17 protein-coding genes are annotated in these 18,518 nt (G+C 64.8%); 8 read left to right on the forward strand and 9 right to left on the reverse strand.

Going from position 1 to position 18,518, the window contains the following annotated elements; genetic code table 11:
* The first annotated feature begins 141 nt into the window (after nt 1-141).
* Nucleotides 142-1,371 carry a 5-aminolevulinate synthase gene (hemA, locus tag QDT69_RS26255; RefSeq protein ID WP_279709377.1) on the forward strand — a complete coding sequence of 410 codons (1,230 nt, stop codon included), beginning with the start codon at nt 142-144 and terminating at the stop codon, nt 1,369-1,371.
* Between the two features lie 114 nt (nt 1,372-1,485).
* Nucleotides 1,486-4,995 (forward strand): PAS domain-containing hybrid sensor histidine kinase/response regulator, encoded by a 3,510-nt coding sequence (locus QDT69_RS26260; protein WP_279709378.1) that lies wholly within the window; start codon nt 1,486-1,488, stop codon nt 4,993-4,995.
* Between the two features lie 123 nt (nt 4,996-5,118).
* Here QDT69_RS26260 and QDT69_RS26265 read toward each other — a convergent pair whose 3' ends face one another.
* Entirely contained in the window at nt 5,119-6,297 is a 1,179-nt protein-coding gene (locus tag QDT69_RS26265) for a YncE family protein (protein ID WP_279709379.1), read from the reverse strand.
* 193 nt (nt 6,298-6,490) lie between these two features.
* On the reverse strand, nt 6,491-7,165 hold the full coding sequence (locus QDT69_RS26270; RefSeq protein ID WP_146988348.1) for a response regulator transcription factor: 675 nt from the start codon (nt 7,163-7,165) through the stop codon (nt 6,491-6,493).
* Nucleotides 7,166-7,472: 307 nt separating this feature from the next.
* Here QDT69_RS26270 and QDT69_RS26275 point away from each other — a divergent pair, with 307 nt between their 5' ends.
* Complete coding sequence (locus QDT69_RS26275; protein ID WP_279709380.1) at nt 7,473-9,137, forward strand: MFS transporter; 1,665 nt, start codon at nt 7,473-7,475, stop codon at nt 9,135-9,137.
* A gap of 79 nt (nt 9,138-9,216) precedes the next feature.
* Here QDT69_RS26275 and QDT69_RS26280 read toward each other — a convergent pair whose 3' ends face one another.
* The 3 genes from QDT69_RS26280 to QDT69_RS26290 all read right to left on the reverse strand — a co-directional run bounded on the left by QDT69_RS26280 (nt 9,217) and on the right by QDT69_RS26290 (nt 11,021).
* The gene (locus tag QDT69_RS26280) at nt 9,217-9,690 is read right to left on the reverse strand and encodes a secondary thiamine-phosphate synthase enzyme YjbQ (RefSeq protein WP_279709382.1); all 474 of its coding nucleotides are present in this window, start codon (nt 9,688-9,690) and stop codon (nt 9,217-9,219) included.
* Nucleotides 9,691-9,855: 165 nt separating this feature from the next.
* Nucleotides 9,856-10,365 (reverse strand): hypothetical protein, encoded by a 510-nt coding sequence (locus QDT69_RS26285; protein ID WP_279709383.1) that lies wholly within the window; start codon nt 10,363-10,365, stop codon nt 9,856-9,858.
* 32 nt (nt 10,366-10,397) lie between these two features.
* Nucleotides 10,398-11,021 (reverse strand): 2-hydroxychromene-2-carboxylate isomerase, encoded by a 624-nt coding sequence (locus QDT69_RS26290; RefSeq protein WP_279709384.1) that lies wholly within the window; start codon nt 11,019-11,021, stop codon nt 10,398-10,400.
* Between the two features lie 276 nt (nt 11,022-11,297).
* Here QDT69_RS26290 and QDT69_RS26295 point away from each other — a divergent pair, with 276 nt between their 5' ends.
* The 5 genes from QDT69_RS26295 (at nt 11,298) to QDT69_RS26315 (ending at nt 13,903) form a co-directional block, all read left to right on the forward strand.
* Nucleotides 11,298-11,669, forward strand: a complete 372-nt coding sequence (locus tag QDT69_RS26295; protein ID WP_279709385.1) for an AtpZ/AtpI family protein — start codon at nt 11,298-11,300, stop codon at nt 11,667-11,669.
* Nucleotides 11,670-11,741: 72 nt separating this feature from the next.
* The gene (locus tag QDT69_RS26300; protein WP_074129613.1) at nt 11,742-12,491 is read left to right on the forward strand and encodes a F0F1 ATP synthase subunit A; all 750 of its coding nucleotides are present in this window, start codon (nt 11,742-11,744) and stop codon (nt 12,489-12,491) included.
* A 55-nt stretch (nt 12,492-12,546) separates the two neighbouring features.
* On the forward strand, nt 12,547-12,777 hold the full coding sequence (locus QDT69_RS26305; protein WP_016847054.1) for a F0F1 ATP synthase subunit C: 231 nt from the start codon (nt 12,547-12,549) through the stop codon (nt 12,775-12,777).
* Between the two features lie 70 nt (nt 12,778-12,847).
* A complete protein-coding gene (locus QDT69_RS26310; RefSeq protein WP_279709388.1) occupies nt 12,848-13,414 on the forward strand; it encodes a F0F1 ATP synthase subunit B in 567 nt (188 codons plus the stop codon).
* 3 nt (nt 13,415-13,417) lie between these two features.
* On the forward strand, nt 13,418-13,903 hold the full coding sequence (locus QDT69_RS26315; protein ID WP_074129611.1) for an ATP F0F1 synthase subunit B: 486 nt from the start codon (nt 13,418-13,420) through the stop codon (nt 13,901-13,903).
* Nucleotides 13,904-14,058: 155 nt separating this feature from the next.
* Here QDT69_RS26315 and QDT69_RS26320 read toward each other — a convergent pair whose 3' ends face one another.
* The 4 genes from QDT69_RS26320 to thrC all read right to left on the reverse strand — a co-directional run bounded on the left by QDT69_RS26320 (nt 14,059) and on the right by thrC (nt 18,322).
* Entirely contained in the window at nt 14,059-14,706 is a 648-nt protein-coding gene (locus tag QDT69_RS26320; protein ID WP_279709389.1) for a hypothetical protein, read from the reverse strand.
* A gap of 159 nt (nt 14,707-14,865) precedes the next feature.
* A complete protein-coding gene (locus QDT69_RS26325; protein ID WP_021076543.1) occupies nt 14,866-15,453 on the reverse strand; it encodes a GNAT family protein in 588 nt (195 codons plus the stop codon).
* A gap of 164 nt (nt 15,454-15,617) precedes the next feature.
* Nucleotides 15,618-16,907, reverse strand: coding sequence for a pitrilysin family protein (locus QDT69_RS26330; protein ID WP_279709390.1), 1,290 nt, complete (start codon nt 16,905-16,907; stop codon nt 15,618-15,620).
* A complete protein-coding gene (thrC, locus tag QDT69_RS26335) occupies nt 16,907-18,322 on the reverse strand; it encodes a threonine synthase (RefSeq protein WP_279709391.1) in 1,416 nt (471 codons plus the stop codon). The genes QDT69_RS26330 and thrC overlap by 1 nt, the downstream gene beginning before the upstream one ends.
* Nucleotides 18,323-18,518: the final 196 nt, after the last annotated feature.

Here is an 18,518-nt window from a genome sequence, read left to right on the forward strand (position 1 = left end):
CGAACCGAAAAGCGCCGACCTAGGGCAATTTGCCCAACTGCGACGCATGCCCAGATGTGGGTCAGTGCATGGACATTAGAGCTGGAAAAGCTCTAAGAAGAAGCAGCTATTCCGGTCAGGTTCCGCTTTCTGGGTTTGCCGATGGATTACAGCCAGTTTTTCAATTCCGCCCTCAACCGCCTGCATGACGAGCGGCGCTACCGGGTTTTCGCCGACCTCGAACGGATCGCGGGACGCTTCCCGCACGCGACCTGGCATTCGCCGAAGGGCAGCCGCAACGTCGTGATCTGGTGCTCCAACGACTATCTCGGCATGGGCCAGCACCCCAAGGTGGTCGGCGCCATGGTCGAGACCGCGACCCGGGTCGGCACCGGCGCCGGCGGCACCCGCAACATCGCGGGCACCCATCACCCGCTGGTGCAGCTCGAGGCCGAGCTCGCCGACCTCCACGGCAAGCAAGCCTCGCTGCTGTTCACCTCGGGCTATGTCTCGAACCAGACCGGCATCTCGACGCTCGCCAAGCTGATTCCGAACTGCCTGATCCTGTCGGACGCCCTGAACCACAATTCGATGATCGAGGGCGTGCGGCAGGCCGGTTGCGAACGCCAGATCTTCCGCCACAACGACGTCGCGCATCTCGAAGAGTTGTTGATCGCCGCCGGCCCCGACCGGCCGAAGCTGATCGTCTGCGAGAGCCTCTATTCGATGGACGGCGACGTCGCGCCACTCGGCAAGATCTGCGATCTCGCCGAGAAATGCGGCGCCATGACCTATGTCGACGAGGTGCATGCGGTCGGCATGTACGGCCCGCGCGGCGGCGGCATTGCCGAGCGCGACGGCGTGATGCACCGGGTCGATATCGTCGAGGGCACGCTCGCCAAGGCGTTCGGCTGCCTCGGCGGCTACATCGCGGGCAAGGCCGAGGTCATCGACGCGGTGCGGTCCTACGCGCCGGGCTTCATCTTCACGACCGCGCTGCCGCCGGCGATCTGCTCGGCCGCGACGGCTGCGATCCGCCACCTCAAGACCTCGAACTGGGAGCGCGAGCGCCACCAGGACCGCGCCGCGCGCACCAAGGCGATCCTGACCGCAGCCGGCCTGCCCGTGATGTCGAGCGACACCCATATCGTGCCGCTGTTCGTCGGCGACCCCGAGAAGTGCAAGCGGGCCTCCGACCTGCTGCTCGAGGACCATGGCATCTACATCCAGCCGATCAACTATCCGACGGTCGCCAAGGGCACCGAGCGGCTGCGCATCACGCCCTCGCCCTACCATGACGACGGCCTGATCGACGGGCTGGCCGAGGCCCTGCTCCAGGTCTGGGACCGGCTCGGCCTGCCGCTGCACCAGAAGTCGCTGGCCGCCGAGTAACCCTATCCGTTACGGGTCCCGAATTTGGGCCGGCCGTGCATCGCGCGGCCGGCCCTTTGCGTTATAATCCTGAGACCCGGCCCTCCCAGCGGCCGGGACAGGAGATAAGCAGCAATGCTGCACGACTGGGGCGTCATCGCCACGGCGTTCGCCTACATCGGATTGTTGTTCTTCATTGCCAGCCGCGGCGACCGGATGTCGGCGGGCGAGCGCGGCCGCGCCAGCCACTGGATCTATCCGCTGTCGCTCGCGATCTACTGCACCTCCTGGACCTTCTTCGGCTCGGTCGGCTTCGCCACCCGCACCAGCGTCGACTTCCTGGCGATCTATGTCGGCCCGATCGTGATGGTCGGGCTGTGCACGCCGCTGCTCCGCCGCGTCATCGCGCTCGCCAAGTCGCAGAACATCACTTCGATCGCCGACTTCATCGCCGCCCGCTACGGCAAGAGTCAGGCGGTCGCCGCCACCGTGGCGCTGATCGCGATCATCGGCTCGGTGCCCTACATCGCGCTGCAGCTCAAGGCGATGGCCTCATCGCTGGAAACCATCCTGAGCGAGGATCAGGCATTCTCGAAAATCCCAGTGCTCGGCGACATCGCGCTGATGGTGACACTGGCGATGGCGGTGTTCGCGGTGCTGTTCGGCACCCGCCACACCGACGCGACCGAGCACCAGCACGGGCTGATCCTGGCGATCGCCGCCGAGTCCATCGTCAAGCTGGTCGCCTTCATCGCCGCCGGCGCCTTCGTCACGTTCTGGATGTTCTCCCCGGTCGAGCTCTACGAGCGCGCCCTGAAGACGCCGGAGGCGGTGCGCGCGATCGAATATGTGCCGTCGATCGGCAACTTCCTGATCATGACGCTGCTGTCGTTCTGCGCGGTGATGCTGCTGCCGCGCCAGTTCCATGTCAGCGTGGTCGAGAATTCGACGCCCGCCGAAGTCACAAGAGCCCGCTGGCTGTTCCCGCTCTACCTCATCGCCATCAACGTGTTCGTGATCCCGATCGCGATCGCAGGCCTCGTCATCTTCCCGTTCGGCGCCGTCGATGCCGACATGTTCGTGCTGGCGCTGCCGATCGAAGGCAATTCGCAATTGCTCAGCCTTGCGGTGTTCGTCGGCGGTCTGTCGGCGGCGACCGCGATGGTGATCGTCGAATGCGTCGCGCTCTCGATCATGGTTTCCAACGACATCGTGCTGCCGCTGGTGCTGCCGCGCAGCGACGACGCCCGCATCGGCCAGAAGGATTTCGGCGATTTCCTCCTGAAGGCGCGCCGCTTCTCGATCTTCGCCATCATGGTGATGGCGTATTTCTATTATCGCGCGCTCGGCAACACCCAGCTGGTCGCGATCGGCCTATTGTCCTTTGCCGCGATCACCCAGCTCGCGCCGGCCTTCTTCGGCGGCCTGTTCTGGCGCAGGGCCACCGCGCGCGGCGCGATGGCGGGCATGCTGGTCGGCTTCGCGATGTGGCTCTACACGCTGTTCATCCCGAGTTTCCTGGAAAACTCGACCGCCGGCCTGATGCTGCTGCAACACGGGCCGTTCGGGATCGAGGCGCTGCGGCCGCAGGCGCTGTTCGGTGCCGATTTGCCGCCGCTGCTGCACGGCGTGCTGTGGAGCCTTGCGCTCAACATCCTCACCTATGTGCTGTTCTCGCTGGCGCGCGCGCCGTCTTCCATCGAGCTGTTGCAGGCCGACGTGTTCGTGCCCAACGCATTGGCCCCGATCGCGCCGAGCTTCCGGCGCTGGCGCACCACGGTGACGGTGCAGGACATCGAGAGCACGGTGACGCAATATCTCGGCCCCGACCGCACCCGCGAGGCGTTCGCCGCGTTCGCCGTCGACCGCAACGTCGTGCTGCTGGCGTCGGCGCCGGCCGATTTCGAGCTGCTGCAGCACGCCGAGCGGCTGATCGCCTCCTCGATCGGGGCGGCGTCCTCGCGCCTCGTGATGTCGCTGCTGCTGCAGCGGCGCACGGTGTCGGCCAAGGCCGCGCTCAAGCTGCTCGACGACTCCCACGCGGCGCTGCATTTCAACCGCGAGATCCTGCAGACCGCGCTCAATCACGTGCGCCAGGGCATCGCGGTGTTCGACGCCGATCTGCAGCTGATCTGCTCCAACCGCCAGTTCTCCGAATTGCTCGCCCTGCCGCCGCATCTGGTGCAGCTCGGCATACCCTTGCCCGAGATCCTGGAATTCATGGGCGCGATCAGCCCGCCGCCGGCCGGCGACAGCGACAACCTGCTGCAATTGCGGCTGCGCGCCTACACCACCGAGGGCGAGCCCTATCTGGAACGCTTCACCGACCGCCATTTGGTGATCGAGGTCCGCGCCAACCGCATGCCGGGCGGCGGGCTCGTCATCACCTTCTCCGATGTGACGCCGAGCTTCGAGGCCGCCGAGGCGCTGGAGCGCGCCAATGCGACGCTGGAAAAGCGGGTGCGCGACCGCACCGAGGAGCTGACCCGGCTGAACTCGGAGCTCGCGCTCGCCAAGGGCATCGCCGAAGACGCCAATGCCTCCAAGACGCGCTTCCTGGCGGCGGCAAGCCACGACATCCTGCAACCGCTCAATGCGGCGCGCCTCTACGTCACGAGCCTGGTCGAGCGCCAGAACGGCGGCGAGGATTCGCGCCTGGTCGAGAACATCGACGACTCGCTCGAGGCGATCGAGGACATCCTCGGCGCGCTGCTCGACATTTCCCGGCTCGACGCCGGCGCCATGACGCCGGCGATCACGAGCTTCCGGATGGCCGATTTGATGCGCTCGCTGGAGATCGAGTTCATGCCGATCGCCCGCGACAAGGGCCTCGATCTGCGCTTCGTGGCCTGCTCGCTGCCGGTCGAATCCGATCGCTCGCTGCTGCGGCGGCTGCTGCAGAACTTCATCTCCAACGCGATCAAATATACCCCGCGCGGCCGCGTGCTGATCGGCTGCCGCCGCCGCGGCGACGCGCTGCAGATCAGCATCTTCGATACCGGCGTCGGCATCCCCGTGCAGAAGCGCGGCGAGATCTTCAAGGAGTTCCATCGCCTCGAGCAGGGCGCCCGGATCGCCCGCGGCCTCGGTCTTGGACTATCGATCGTCGAACGGCTGGCGCGCGTGCTCAACCACCGCATCGCGATCTCGGCCAATGTCAGCGGCGGCTCGGCGTTCTCGGTCACCGTGCCGGTCGCGACCGCGGTCAACCATACCGCGGCCGTCACCAGCGCCACGCCGCTGTCGAAGACGCCGATGAGCGGCTCGCTGATCGTCTGCATCGAGAACGACCCCGCCATCCTCGACGGCATGAAGACGCTGCTGACGGCGTGGGACGCCGAGGTGATCGCGGTGCTCGATGCCGAAGGCGCGATCAGTGCGATCGAGGCCGCCGGCGGCCGCGTCACCGGCGTCCTGGTCGACTATCATCTCGATCGCGGCAACGGCGTCGCCGCGATCCGCGAGATCCGCCGCCGCTTCGGCGACGGCATCCCGGCGATCCTGATCACCGCCGATCGCAGCCCCGCGGTGCGCGCCGCCGCGCGCGAGGAAAACATCGCCGTGCTCAACAAGCCGGTCAAACCCGCCTCGCTGCGCGCTTTGCTCGGACAGTGGCGGACGCAGCAGATGGTGGCGGCGGAGTAGCGGCGTGATCCGGGCGCGCGTCTCGCTCAAAAGCGCGATGCGATCAGGTTGAACTGGCGCCGCGAAGACCCTGCGTCGCCTCCGGCGGGAGCAGGCGGCCTGTGGCGGTCACCAAGCGTCGGCTCAGTTCGGTCCCATTCTGGCCGACGCCGGGTGCCCAGGCACCTGAAAGCGCTTGCCTGTGTCGGTGACGTTTGTGCCGTCGACCTTGAGGATCGAGAAGTCCTGGCTGAGATAGTTGCCGACCAGGATGTAGTTTCCGTCGGGGGTGAAGACCGCAGCCTCAGGCAGTCCGCCGACCTCGATATCACCGGTCTTACTCACTTTCTTGCCGTCGATCTTCAAGATCGAGACGCTGCCGTTCTTCTCATGGAAGAACGCATTCTTCATGTTCGAGCCGCGCAGGATCACCGAGACTGCGAGATCCCCCCTCGGGCTGACGGCAAGCCCTTCTGGTCCATCGCCGACCACCACGCGATCGATGATGCGCGGCGGCTTCGCTTCGAGATCGATGACGCTGGTCGTGTCGACGCTGCCGTCCGACGCGCCTGCGTTGCCATTGTCCGACGTCAACGCGATCTTGCCGTTCGGGGTCACTGCGACGTTGTAAGGCCATTGGCCGGTCGGCAGGTCTATCTTGGTGTAGGTAACTTTGTCGCCGGCGATATCGAGCACCGATATCTTGTGCGCGGGAAAACGCGCGACCAGCGCGTGCTTGCCGTCTGGCGCGAACGCGACGTGCGCGACACTGTCAGGCATCGATATCGTGTCGGTGATCTTGACGTCAGTGCCGTTGACCGAAAGTACGCTGATCGAATTGTCCCCGCGGTTGGCAACCAACGCCATCTTGCCATCGGGACTGAAGCTCAACCCTGACGGCTGCTTTCCGCCAGTAACGGTCGCTGCGAGCTTGGGCGGGGTCACCTTGAGATCGATCACATAAATCTTGTTGTCCGGCACCTGCTTAAGAGCGTCGCCCTCTTTCACCACGTCGACCGAATCCGCGACCAGCGCCACTGTTCCCGTCGGATCGATAGCGACGTTGACCGGGGGGCCGACCACTGAGTTCTTCAATGGAAGAGAAGCCGCAATCTTCGGGTTCTCGGGATCGGCGAGATCGACGATCAGCACTTGATCCTTGCCGGGCGCTGACAGCACTGGCTTGCCGTCGTCGTCCCACAACAGCTTCTCGTCCAAGCCGACGATCATCAACGGCTTGGCCTGAGCGCAGTTGAAGGCGCTGGCACCGAGAAGGATTACGGCGGCCAGAGACAATCCGGCGACACGAATTGCAGAGATCATGGCGTTCTCCCCAAAGCACACGGCCTCTCACGGGCCGATGCCGGGCAGGATACTCGGTTTTCGACCAACGCGCACTTTGAGTGGAGAGCCGGACGGCTTCGCGGACGCCTGCCATCGGGCGCGCATGCGCGCCACCCGTTGGCTCGCAATGCCGTGATTCGAGCCCGGCAATCGCAGCTGGAGTTGCCCGGGACTAAGTCGACGGCGTGCCCTGGCGCCATTGGCCGCCGGCGATCTTGGCGGCGGCGATCACGGCTTGGGTTCGGCTTTCAACGCCGAGCTTCTGCAGGATGGCGGAGACATGGGCCTTGATGGTCGCTTCGGAGACGCCGAGCTCGTAGGCGATCTGCTTGTTGAGCAACCCCTCGGACAGCATCATCAGCACCCGCACCTGCTGCGGGGTCAGCGTGACCAGACGGTCGCGCAGCCGCGTCATGTCGGGATCGCCGGCCGCCGACAGATCGGTGTCCGGCGGAACCCAGACGTCGCCCTCCATCACCTTCATGATGGCATCCCGCAGCGTCTCGACGCCGAAGCGCTTGGGGATGAAACCGGAGGCGCCGAAGTCGAGCGAACGGCGGATGGTTCCGGCATCGTCGCTGGCGGAGACGATGACCACCGGGATGGCCGGATATTGCGCCCGCAGATAGATCAGGCCGGAAAAGCCGCTGATCCCCGGCATGCTCAAGTCGAGCAGGATCAGGTCGACCTCGGAGTCCCGCTCCAGGAGCGCAGTCAGGTCCTCGAACGATCCGGCCTCGCTGATCGTGGCCGAACTCACGACGCTCGACACCGCCTGACGCAACGCATCGCGGAACAGCGGATGGTCGTCGGCGATGACAAGATGAGTATTGGCAGCAGCAGTCATCTCAGTCCCACAAGCGGGCAAGCCCGCGCCGTTCGGTTGTCGCCCGCGCGGCAGTATCACGCAAGGGCTCGAAAATACCAGATGCCAACGCAGTTAACCGGCCGAGCTTGTGCGCCGCAATAGACGCACGCCGGGGCGTTCCATCCAGCTCTCGCCTCCAAAGATAAGTTCAAGCGTGCAAAAGCCAAAAGTCTTATTGGGGCCGGTTTCACTGCGATGTTACCCTCAATTTAAGCCTAAGGCTCATTCGGGCCTAACCCGCCTGCCGGGGGCGAGCATCAGCAATAATTCGGGGGGAGCTATCCAGATGTCCACAATGACTGCAACCTCGGCGCGGCCCGCCGGCATGACGAAGGATGAGCGTTTCGTCATCCTCGCATCGTCGCTCGGCACCGTGTTCGAGTGGTACGACTTCTACCTCTACGGTTCGCTGGCCGGCATCATCGGCGCACAATTCTTCTCCGACTACCCGCCGGCGACCCGCGACATCTTCGCGTTGCTGGCGTTCGCCGCGGGCTTCCTGGTTCGTCCGTTCGGCGCGATCGTGTTCGGCCGGGTCGGCGACATCGTCGGCCGCAAATACACCTTCCTCGTCACCATCCTGATCATGGGCATGTCGACCTTCATCGTCGGTCTGTTGCCCAGCGCCAAGACCATCGGCATCGCCGCGCCGATCATCCTGATCTCGCTCCGCCTGCTGCAGGGTCTCGCGCTCGGCGGCGAGTATGGCGGTGCAGCGACCTACGTCGCCGAGCATGCGCCACAGGGCAAGCGCGGCTACTACACCTCCTTCATCCAGACCACGGCAACCCTGGGATTGTTCCTGTCGCTGCTGGTGATCCTGTTCACCCGAACCTTCACCGGCGAGAAGGACTTCGCCGATTGGGGCTGGCGTATTCCGTTCCTGGTGTCGGTGCTGCTGCTCGGCATCTCGGTCTGGATCCGTCTGCGACTGAACGAATCGCCGGTGTTCCAGCGGATGAAGGAGGAAGGCAAGACCTCCAAGGCGCCGCTGACCGAGGCCTTCGCGACCTGGAGCAACGCCAAGATCGTGATCCTCGCCTTGCTCGGCCTCACCATGGGCCAGGCGGTGATCTGGTACACGGGCCAGTTCTACGCGCTGTTCTTCCTGCAATCGATCCTGAAGGTGGACGGCTACACCGCCAACCTCCTGATCGCCTGGTCGCTGCTGCTCGGCACCGGCTTCTTCCTGGTGTTCGGCGCGCTGTCGGACAAGATCGGCCGTAAGCCGATCATCCTGGCCGGCTGCCTGATCGGCGCACTCACCCTGTTCCCGATCTTCAAGATGATCACGACCAACGCCAACCCGGCGCTGGAAAAGGCCTATGAGACGATCAAGGTGCAGGTCGTGGCCGATCCCGCCGGCTGCGGCGATCTGTTCAACCCGGTCGGCACCCGCGTCTTCTCGGCGCCTTGCGACACCGCCCGCGCCTTCCTCGCCCAGTCGTCCGTGAAGTACACCACCGTGCCGGGCCCGGCCGGCTCGCCCGTGAAGATCACGGTCAACGACAAGGAGGTGCCGTACACGGACGCCAAGACGTCGAACCCCGCCATCCTGGCGGCGGTGCAGGCGGCGGGCTATCCGAAGGCGGGTGACGCCGGCATCGTGAAGATGTCGAACCCGTTCGACATCTTCCGTCCGCAAGTGGCCGCGATCATCGGGCTGCTGTTCATCCTGGTGATCTACGTCACCATGGTCTACGGCCCGATCGCCGCCATGCTGGTCGAACTGTTCCCGACCCGCATCCGCTACACCTCGATGTCGCTGCCCTATCATATCGGCAACGGCTGGTTCGGCGGCCTGCTCCCGGCGACCGCGTTCGCGATCACCGCCTCGACCGGCGATATCTACTCCGGTCTCTGGTATCCGGTCATCTTCGCGGCAATCACCGTCGTGGTCGGCGCGCTGTTCATCCCGGAAACCAAGGACGTCGACATCACCAAGACCTGACCAGTCGACGCCTCGCTCAAAATGCATCGGCCGCGGAGCGATCCGCGGCCGATGTCATTTTGTTTGCTGTTCGAACGCGTCAGCGCACGGCGCCGATGAATTGCAGCACGATCTCGCGCAGGTGCGCCCTGGCGCGATGCTCGATCAGATAGATGCCCTGCCAGGTGCCGAGCGCCATCTCGCCATCGAGCACGGGGACTTGCAGCGAGGTCGCCGTCAGCATGGTCTTGATATGCGCCGGCATGTCGTCGGGACCTTCGGTGTCGTGACGCCAGCCGCCGTCTTCCGGCGCTGTGCGATCGAGCGCCGTCATCAGATCGGCCAGCACGGTCGGATCGGCATTCTCCTGGATCGTCAGCGAGGCCGAGGTGTGACGGATGAACAGCGTGACCGCGCCCTCGCCGGCGCGCACCTCGCGCAGGAATTTGGCGACCTCGCGCGTGATGTCGGTGAAGCCGGCGCCCGACGTTTCGACGGTCAAGCGCGATGAGACGATGCTGGTTGCCGCGACGAAGGATGGCGCCGAGCGCGTGATAGTTTTCGGTGAGGTCATCTATGCTTTCTCTGTACGTCGTCCCGGCGAAGGCCGGGACCCATAACCACCGATGTTCATTGGTTAGGCGAAACATCAACTCCGAGCCATCGAAATCGAGAAGCCGCGGCGTATGGGTCCCGGCTTTCGCCGGGACGACGCTGTGGTAACAGCGCCAGTACAAGATTAAATCTTGCCGCCGTTGACGTCGCGCTGCACGCGGTTGGCCATCTCGATCAGCCGCCGCCAGGCGCGCTCGACGAACGACATCATGCGATCCATGTCGCGGTCGCTCGGCAGCGGGATCTCGATCTTGCGCTCGCCCTCGGCGACCTTGGGCTCCGGCTTCTTCAGTTGATCCGATTTCGGCAACGCCTCGTCGGTCTTGGCCGACGGTGCGCGCGCGGCGAGTTCGCCTTTCAATTTGTCATTGTCGGCCTGCAGGCGCCCGATCTCTGCATCCAGCGCAGCGCGCTCGTCGGGCACCATGTAGCAGGCCCAGCCGGCGCTGGAATTGGTGCAGGTCGACACCGCGCCGGTGCGGGTGTCGAGCCGCAGGAAGCCATCGCCGGCCGGCGACAGCGCGTAGCGGCCGTTCTCGGTATCGGGCGCGGTTTGCGCCAATGCCGCACCGCTCGAGATCAGGATGGCAGCAATTGCGATCGACAATTTCGAGGACGACATCGCGATGGGCATGGGCTTGCTCCGCCTCAACCTGATTCCTGCCCCTAAACTACAGAGCTATAGGGCTTGCGGCCTGACTTCAACGCATCCTCGAGCAATTCGATCCGGTCCTGGCCCCAGAACACTTCGCCATCGAGCACATATCCGGGCGAGCCGAACACGCCGGCGTCCAATGCATTCTGCCGATTCTGCTCATAGGCCGCGCTGATAGCGTCACTGCCCGAGCGCTCCACCAGCTGCCGGCCCGGCAGACCTGCATCGTCGGCGAGCTTCACCAGCGTTGCCGGATCGGCAAGGTTGAGCTGCTGCTCCCAGACTGCCGGATAGGCACGTTGCAGAAACGGCTCGGGGTCGAGCCCGGCTTCGAGCATCGCGATCACGACGCCATCGGCGAGGCGCCCGTTGAACGGCCAGTTGGCCGGCTGCAGGTGAAAATTCAGTCCGCGCTTGTCGCGCCAGCGCTGCAGCTCGATCAGCCGATAGCGCTGCCGCACCGGATGACGCTTGGCGAGCGGCAGCCCGCCGGTCTCCGAGAACAGATCGACCAGCAGCACGGGCCGGTAATTTACCTTGAGATCGTAAGTGCTTACGAGCCGCGTGAAGGGCTTGTGGCCGATATAGGCCCACGGCGATTGCAGCGAGAAGTAGTAGTCGATTTGGCGCGCCATGCGGAACCTTGAGTGCACGAGGGACGACGACTTTCGATGATCCCAGCAGAGCGGGAAAAGCCACGCAACATCGCTTCAAAGCATACAAGCTGTTGCACTGCGAACACTGCGTCACTCTGACCTTGAATATCTCCAAATAAATCCAACAGAATCAATGCAATAACTGGTTACGACGCAATCTTGACTTGATTAGACGCGGTAAGTATGGTCCGCGCGGCTTTTGACGGGGACGGGGCGCAATTTCCATCATCCGCGGCATCGGTTAGTGTTTGCAGCATGGCTGAGAACACCAACCACGGCGCAGATGGAAGTCGCGATCAATCGCCTCCTGACGAAGCTGCGCTTTCCGCAAGGCTCGGAAGTCTCGATCATCGGTTGTCAGAAATTCGCGACAGCCGCAGGAGCAAGACTGATCAATCCGGTACTGAAAGCGGGGACAGTGCCGCCAGAGCTTCGGCGATGGCGCTCGGTTTTCGTCTTTCCTCGGAGCTGATCGCGGGCGTTGCCGTCGGAGCGGCGATTGGCTGGGGGTTCGACCGTTTGCTGTCGACGTCGCCATTCGGCTTCATCGTGTTAACGCTGCTCGGCTTCGTCGCCGGCGTGGTCAACGTGGTGAGGTCCGCAGGCGTGGCCTCGGGCAAGCGCTGAGCGCTGGCGGGAAGTCACGACATTTGAAATTCGATTACCGGCACGATGGCCGGTGGACCAAGAGCCGCGCGGATGAAAATCGACCCGATCCACCAGTTCAATATCGAGCCCCTCTTCACGCTCGGCCACATCGGCAATCACACGATCGCCTTCACCAATTCGTCGCTCTACATGTTCATCGCGGTGCTCCTGATTGCGCTGCTGATGCTGGCGAGCGGCCGGGACCTGGTTCCCGGACGGCTGCAGTCGGTCGCCGAGATCTCCTACGAGTTCGTCGCCACCACGATTCGCAGCACGGCCGGCTCGGAAGGCATGAAGTTCTTCCCGCTGATCTTCTCGATCTTCATGTTCCTCTGCGTCTCGAACCTCGTCGGTGTGATCCCCTACACCTTCACGATCTCGAGCCACCTGATCGTGACCGCAGCCCTTGCGCTGCTGGTGTTCTTCACCGTGCTGTTCTACGGCCTCTACAAGAACGGTCTGAAATTCTTCAAGATCTTCGTCCCCTCCGGCGTTCCGATCTACATCCTGCCGCTGGTCATGTTCATCGAGGTCCTGTCGTTCTTCCTGCGGCCGGTCTCGCACAGCGTTCGTCTGTTCGCCAACATGCTGGCCGGCCACATCGCGCTCAAGGTGTTCGCGGGCTTCGTCGCGATGCTCGGCTTCTCGCTGGGCGCGCTCGGCTGGGTCGGCGGCGTGCTGCCGCTGGCGCTCACGATTGCGCTGTACGCCCTCGAACTGCTGGTCGCGTTCCTGCAGGCCTACGTGTTCGCGATCCTGACCTGCATCTACCTCAACGACGCCATTCATCCGGGACACTAAGCGGTCCGGGGAATCTCCACCCACCAATCTGTCTATCTTTCTCAAGGAGCTACAAATGGAACCGGCAGCAGCAAAACTTATCGGCGCGGGCATCGCGTGCATCGGCATGGGCGGTGCGGGCGTCGGCGTGGGCATCATCTTCGGCAACTACCTCGCCGCTGCGGTGCGTAACCCCTCGGCCGCTCAGGGCCAGTTCGGCAACCTGATCTTCGGCTTCGCCGTGACCGAAGCGCTCGGCATCTTCTCGCTGCTGATCGCGCTGCTCCTGCTGTTCGTTCCGCTCTGAGCGGCACTTCCTTCGCGCCGCCCGAGGATCGTTCCAAGGGCGGCGCGCATGACAGCAACAGGAGAACTCCATGGCTGAGAGTCATGGCGAGGCAAAAGGCCAGGCGGCCGGCGCCCACACCGAGGCCGAAGGCGGACATCACGGCGGAACCTTTCCGCCGTTCGATTCGTCCAACTACGCCTCGCAGCTGGTGTCGCTGGCGATTGCATTTGTCGCGCTCTACCTGATCGTGTCGCGTATCGCACTGCCGCGCGTCGGCGGGACGATCGATGCACGTCAGAACAAGATCGAGGGCGATCTGGCCGAGGCGCAGAAGCTGAAGGACGAGTCCGACGCGGCGCTGAAGGCCTATGAGACCGAGCTGGCGAATGCGCGCGCCAACGCGCAGGCGATCGGCAACGAGACCCGCGAGAAGCTGAACGCGGCCTCGGAAGTCGAGCGCAAGGCGCTGGAAGAGAAACTGGCGGCCAAGCTCGCCGACGCCGAGAAGCAGATCGCAACGACGAGGACCAACGCCATGAGCAACGTCCGCGGCATCGCGGCGGATGCGGCCGGCGCCATCGTCCAGCAACTCGCCGGCGTCACGCCGGACGCGAATGCGGTCAACAGCGCCGTCGACGCGTCGCTGAAGGGATAGACGATGTTTTACGAACCGGAAACCTGGGTTGCGATTGCCTTCGTCATTCTGCTGGTCGTGTTCGGCTATCTCGGCGTCCATCGCACCCTGCTGACGGCGCTCGATCATCGTGCCGAGCGCATCAAGGCCGAGCTGGAGGACGCCCGCCGTCTGAAGGACGAGGCCAACAAGCTGCTCGGCGAGTACAAGGCGCGCCGCGCCAGCGCGGAGCGCGAGGCCCAGGACATCATCTCCAACGCCAAGGCCGAAGCCGAGCGGATCGCGGCTGAAGCCAAGACCAAGATGGAAGATTTTGTCGCCCGGCGGACCAAGACCGCCGAGAGCAAGATCGCTCAGGCCGAGGCTCAGGCCGTGGCCGACGTCCGCGCCGCCGCGGCCAACGCCGCCGTGACCGCCGCCTCGACCATCCTGTCGCAGTCGGTCAAGGGCTCGGTTGCCGACGACCTCGTCGGCAAGGGCATCGCCGAGGTCCGCTCCAAGCTGAACTGACGCGAGCACAACTGCTTCCAAAAAAAGGCCGGCGCGAGATCATCGCGTCGGCCTTTTTCTTTGTTCAAGTCTGTCCGCGCCGCGCCGGGCGCTCTTGTTTCGACGCGTTGTCTTCACGCGAACCGCTACCCAGTTCGCTGGAAAACGCTCTGCTGCTACTTCTTCTTGTGCGGCGCGCGCGGCTTCGGTTCCGGCTTCAGGGCCTGCGGATCGAAGCCGATATAGAAGATGTAATTGTCGTTGTCGGCCGGCGACGGCGCCGGATAGACGACATCCTCGGCGACCAGGCTGAACGGCACGCTGCCGCTGTCGTCCATCTGCACCGTGGTCGTGTAGGCCTTGGTCGCGATGGTCTTCTCGCCGACGCCGCCCAGCACCACGGCGACGCGCAGCGGCACCTGAACGGTCGGCGGCGCGCCCTGGGGACCGACGATGATCCGTCCCTGGATCCCGATCTTGGCGGTGATCACGCCGCCATTCAGGTTGCACTGCCGCGCCGTCCGCGTGATCGAGGCCAGGAACTTGACGTCGTTGCCGACCGCCTCCTTGCCGTTCGCGGCCACCGAATAGGTCGAGGCCCCGGAGCGGATCTGCACCGGCGGGCAGGTCAACTCGGCGTCGGCGTCGTTCAGCTGCTGCGGCGCCGCCGGGGTCGCCGGCTTCGAATCCGACGAGCCGCCGCCGAACAGGCTCTTGAAGCGATCGCTCAGCGACTGCGCCGAGCCTGCCGAGGGTAGCAGGGTGGCGCCGAGACCGATCGATACCGCTGCCGCGAGCGCGAACCTGATCACCCTGTCACCCATCGATATCCTCAAATCTCCAAACCGAGTTCCCGTTTCGCGGGCGTTATAGCAAGCCAATGGCGGCGAACCCAAGGCATGTGAAGGGCATGTAACAAGGCATCTGGCAAAGCATCTGGAAGGCGCCGGGCGGCGCCGGCCATCAGCCGGCAGGCTTGCGATTCAGCCGCGGAAATCCTCGTGCAACAGGCCGAACAGCAAATGGTCCTGCCAGATCCCGTTGATGCAGAGATAGCGCCGCGCCAGACCCTCTCGGGTGAAGCCGCACTTCTCCAGCACGCGGATCGACGACGCATTGGAGGGGATGCAGGCCGCCTCGATGCGATGCAGATTGAGCTCGCCGAACAGCGAGGGCAGCAGCACCCGCAGCGCCGTCGTCATGTAGCCGCGATGGGCGTGCGGCAGGCCGACCCAATAGCCGATCGTGCCGGCCTGCACGATTCCGCGGCGGACATTGGCGAGCGTGATCCCGCCGATCATCACCCCGTCCGATTCGCGGAAGATGATGAACGGATAGGAGCGGTCGGCGGCGATATCCTCGCTGTAGCGGCGCAGCCTGCGGCGGAAGCCGGCGCGGGTCAGGTCGTCGGAGGGCCAGATCGGCTCCCATGGGGTGAGATAGGCGCGGCTGAACTCGCGCAATTGCGCCCATTGCGGGAAATCCGACATTTGCGGCGCACGCAGCAACAGCCCGTGACCGCGCGGCATCAGTGCAGCGGGTCCACCAGACGGCAAACGAAACAGGGCCATGGCCCAACACTCCCCCGCTCACTTCCCCCTCGCCCCGCCCTTGCGGGGAGAGGGTCGGGGTGAGGGGCTGCTTCCACGAGCGAGCCGATTGTCGGGGACCTGTACCCCCTCACCCGGATTGCTTCGCAATCCGACCTCTCCCCGCAGGCGGGGAGAGGTAACTTCTAATGCAGCAGCGTCTTTGCCTTCGACTTCGTCAATCCTTCCGCAAAAGACACCGCCGTGTCCAGACCCCTTCCGCTGCCGAGGGCAACAACGGCGGGTCGGCTGCGCGACAGCAACGCGCGGGCGGCGTTGCGGCTCGATTCGACGCTGACCGCGTCGATCCGCGCCACCAGTTCTTCCACCGTCTGCGGCCGGCCATAGGCCAGCACATGGCGTGCCAGCTGTTCGGCCCGGGATGAACAGCTTTCCAAGGCCATCAACAGCCCGGCCTTCATCTGCGCCTTGGCGCGCGCCACCTCGGCCTCGGTCAGGGTTTCCACGGCGTCATTGATGACGTCGACGATGACTTCCATCATCTCCGGCGCGTCAGCGGGATCGGTGCCGGTGTAGAGGCCGAAGAAGCCGGTGTCGGTGTAGGGGGCGTGGAAGGTGTAGATCGAGTAGCACAGCCCGCGCTTCTCGCGCACCTCCTGGAACAGCCGCGACGACATCCCGCCGCCGAGCGTGTTGGTGAAGACCTGCAGCGAGAACAGCGACAGGTCGGTCTGCGGCACGCCTTCGAGCGCCAGCGTCAGATGCGCCTGCTCGAGATCGCGGTGCACGACCTTCGAGCCGCCCTTGCCGAACATCGCCGGCTGCGGCTTCGGCGCCGGTGTGGGGTCGAAGCTCGCGAATTTCTGCGCCACGTCCTCGACGACCCGCTTGTGATCGACGGCGCCGGCGGCGGCCACCACCATGTCCGGGGCGCGGTAATGCGTCGAGAGATAGCCGCGCAGCGTGTCGCGGTTGAAGGCCTTCAGCGTCTTGGCGGTGCCGAGCAGCGAGCGCCCCATCGGCTGGTCCGGGTAGCAGAGCTCGTTGAGGTGCTCGAACACGACGTCGTCGGGCGTATCCTGCGCCGCGCCGATCTCCTGCACGATGACGCTCTTCTCGCGCTCGAGCTCGTCCGGCACGAAGGACGGATTGGCGAGGATGTCGGAGAGCACGTCGAGCGCCAGCGGCACGTCGGCCTTCATCACCCGTGCATAATAGGCGGTGGTCTCGGTCGAGGTGCCGGCATTGAGGTCGCCGCCGACCGCCTCGATCTCCTCGACGATCTCGCGTGAGGAGCGCCGCGCGGTGCCCTTGAACGCCATGTGTTCGAGCAGATGCGAGATGCCGTGCTCGTTCGGCTTCTCGTCGCGCCCGCCGACCCCGGCCCAGACCCCAAGCGCCGCGGTTTCCAGATGCGGCATGGTGTCGGTGACGATGGTCAGACCGCTCGGCAGCTTGGTGATTTCAACGCTCATCAGGCAACTCCCTGCTTGGCGGCACGGCTGACCGACAACACGAAGCGCTCGACCTCCGCGGAATCATTCTTCATGACCGTCATGTGTTCGGATTTCGTCATCAACCCGCCGAGCCAGGCCGGCAGCTGCGGACGCACGCCGCAGGCGGCCTCGACCGCGTCGGGGAATTTGGCCGCATGCGCGGTCGACAGCACGATGTTCGGGATCTTGGAGTCCGAGGTGTCGCGGTCGGCGACCGCGAGCGCCACCGCGGTATGCGGATCGACCAGATCGCCGGCCTCGCGCCAGGCGGCGCGGATCGCCGCCGCCGTCTCGGTCTCGTCGGCGCGGCCGGCATCGAAATCGCGGCGCACCGCGGCCAGCGTCGCATCCGGGAGTACGAAGCGGCCGGACTGCTTCAGCGAGGCCATCAGGCGGCGGACCTGATCGGCGTCGCGGCCGCTCGCCTCGAACAGCAGCCGCTCGAAATTCGAGGACACCTGGATGTCCATCGAGGGCGACGCCGTGGCGTGCACCTCGCGCACCTCGTAATTGCCGGTCTTCAGCGTGCGCGGCAGGATGTCGTTGACGTTGGCGGCAATCCGCAGCCAGCGGATCGGCAGCCCCATGCGCTTCGCCACATAGCCGGCGAAGATGTCGCCGAAATTGCCGGTCGGCACCGTGAAGTCGACCGTGCGCTGCGGCGCGCCGAGCGCCACCGCCGAGGTGAAATAATAGACCACCTGCGCCACGATACGCGCCCAGTTGATCGAGTTGACGCCGGACAGCGCCACCGCATCACGGAAGCGATGGTTGTTGAACATCTCCTTCACCAGCGCCTGGCAATCGTCGAACGTGCCTTCGATCGCCAGCGCATGGACGTTGGCAGCGCCGGTCGTCGTCATCATGCGGCGCTGCACCTCGGAGATGCGGCCGTTCGGGAACAGCACGACGAGGTCGACATTGTCGAGATTGGCAAACGCTTCGACCGCGGCGCCCCCGGTATCGCCCGAGGTTGCGACCACGATGGTGGTACGCTGCGCGCGCTTGGCCAGCACGTGATCCATCAGCCGCGAGATCAGCTGCATCGCGACGTCCTTGAACGCCAGCGTCGGCCCGTGGAACAGCTCGAGCAGGAACTGGTTCGGGCCGGCCTGATCGAGCGGCACCACCGCGGGATGGCGGAACGTGGCATAGGCCTCATTCGCCATGCGGCCGAGCTCGGCGTCGGAAATCTCGCCGGCGACAAACGGCCTGACGATCTCGACCGCGACCTCCCAATAGGGACGGCCGAAGAAGCCGGCGATGGTCTCGTGCGACAGCTGCGGCCAGGTCTCGGGCACGTAGAGCCCACCGTCCCGGGCAAGCCCGGTCAGCATCACATCGCAGAAGCCAAGCACCGGGGCCTCACCCCTGGTCGAAATATACCGCGTCAAACCGCCCTCCAAAGGCTTCGATCCGAGCCTTAAGCCTTTGATATCATGGATTTATCGAGTTCGCCGCATGCGAACCGGATCAGGTCACCATAGAAGATCGGACCGGCAATGGGTAGCCCGAAGCACGCGCTGTGGGGGCGCGGGTGCGGTGTGGGGCGTTGCCGGCAACTGGTCGCCGCCCGTGCCACAGACACCA

This window comes from Bradyrhizobium sp. CER78, assembly GCF_029846235.1.
GTDB lineage: Bacteria > Pseudomonadota > Alphaproteobacteria > Rhizobiales > Xanthobacteraceae > Bradyrhizobium.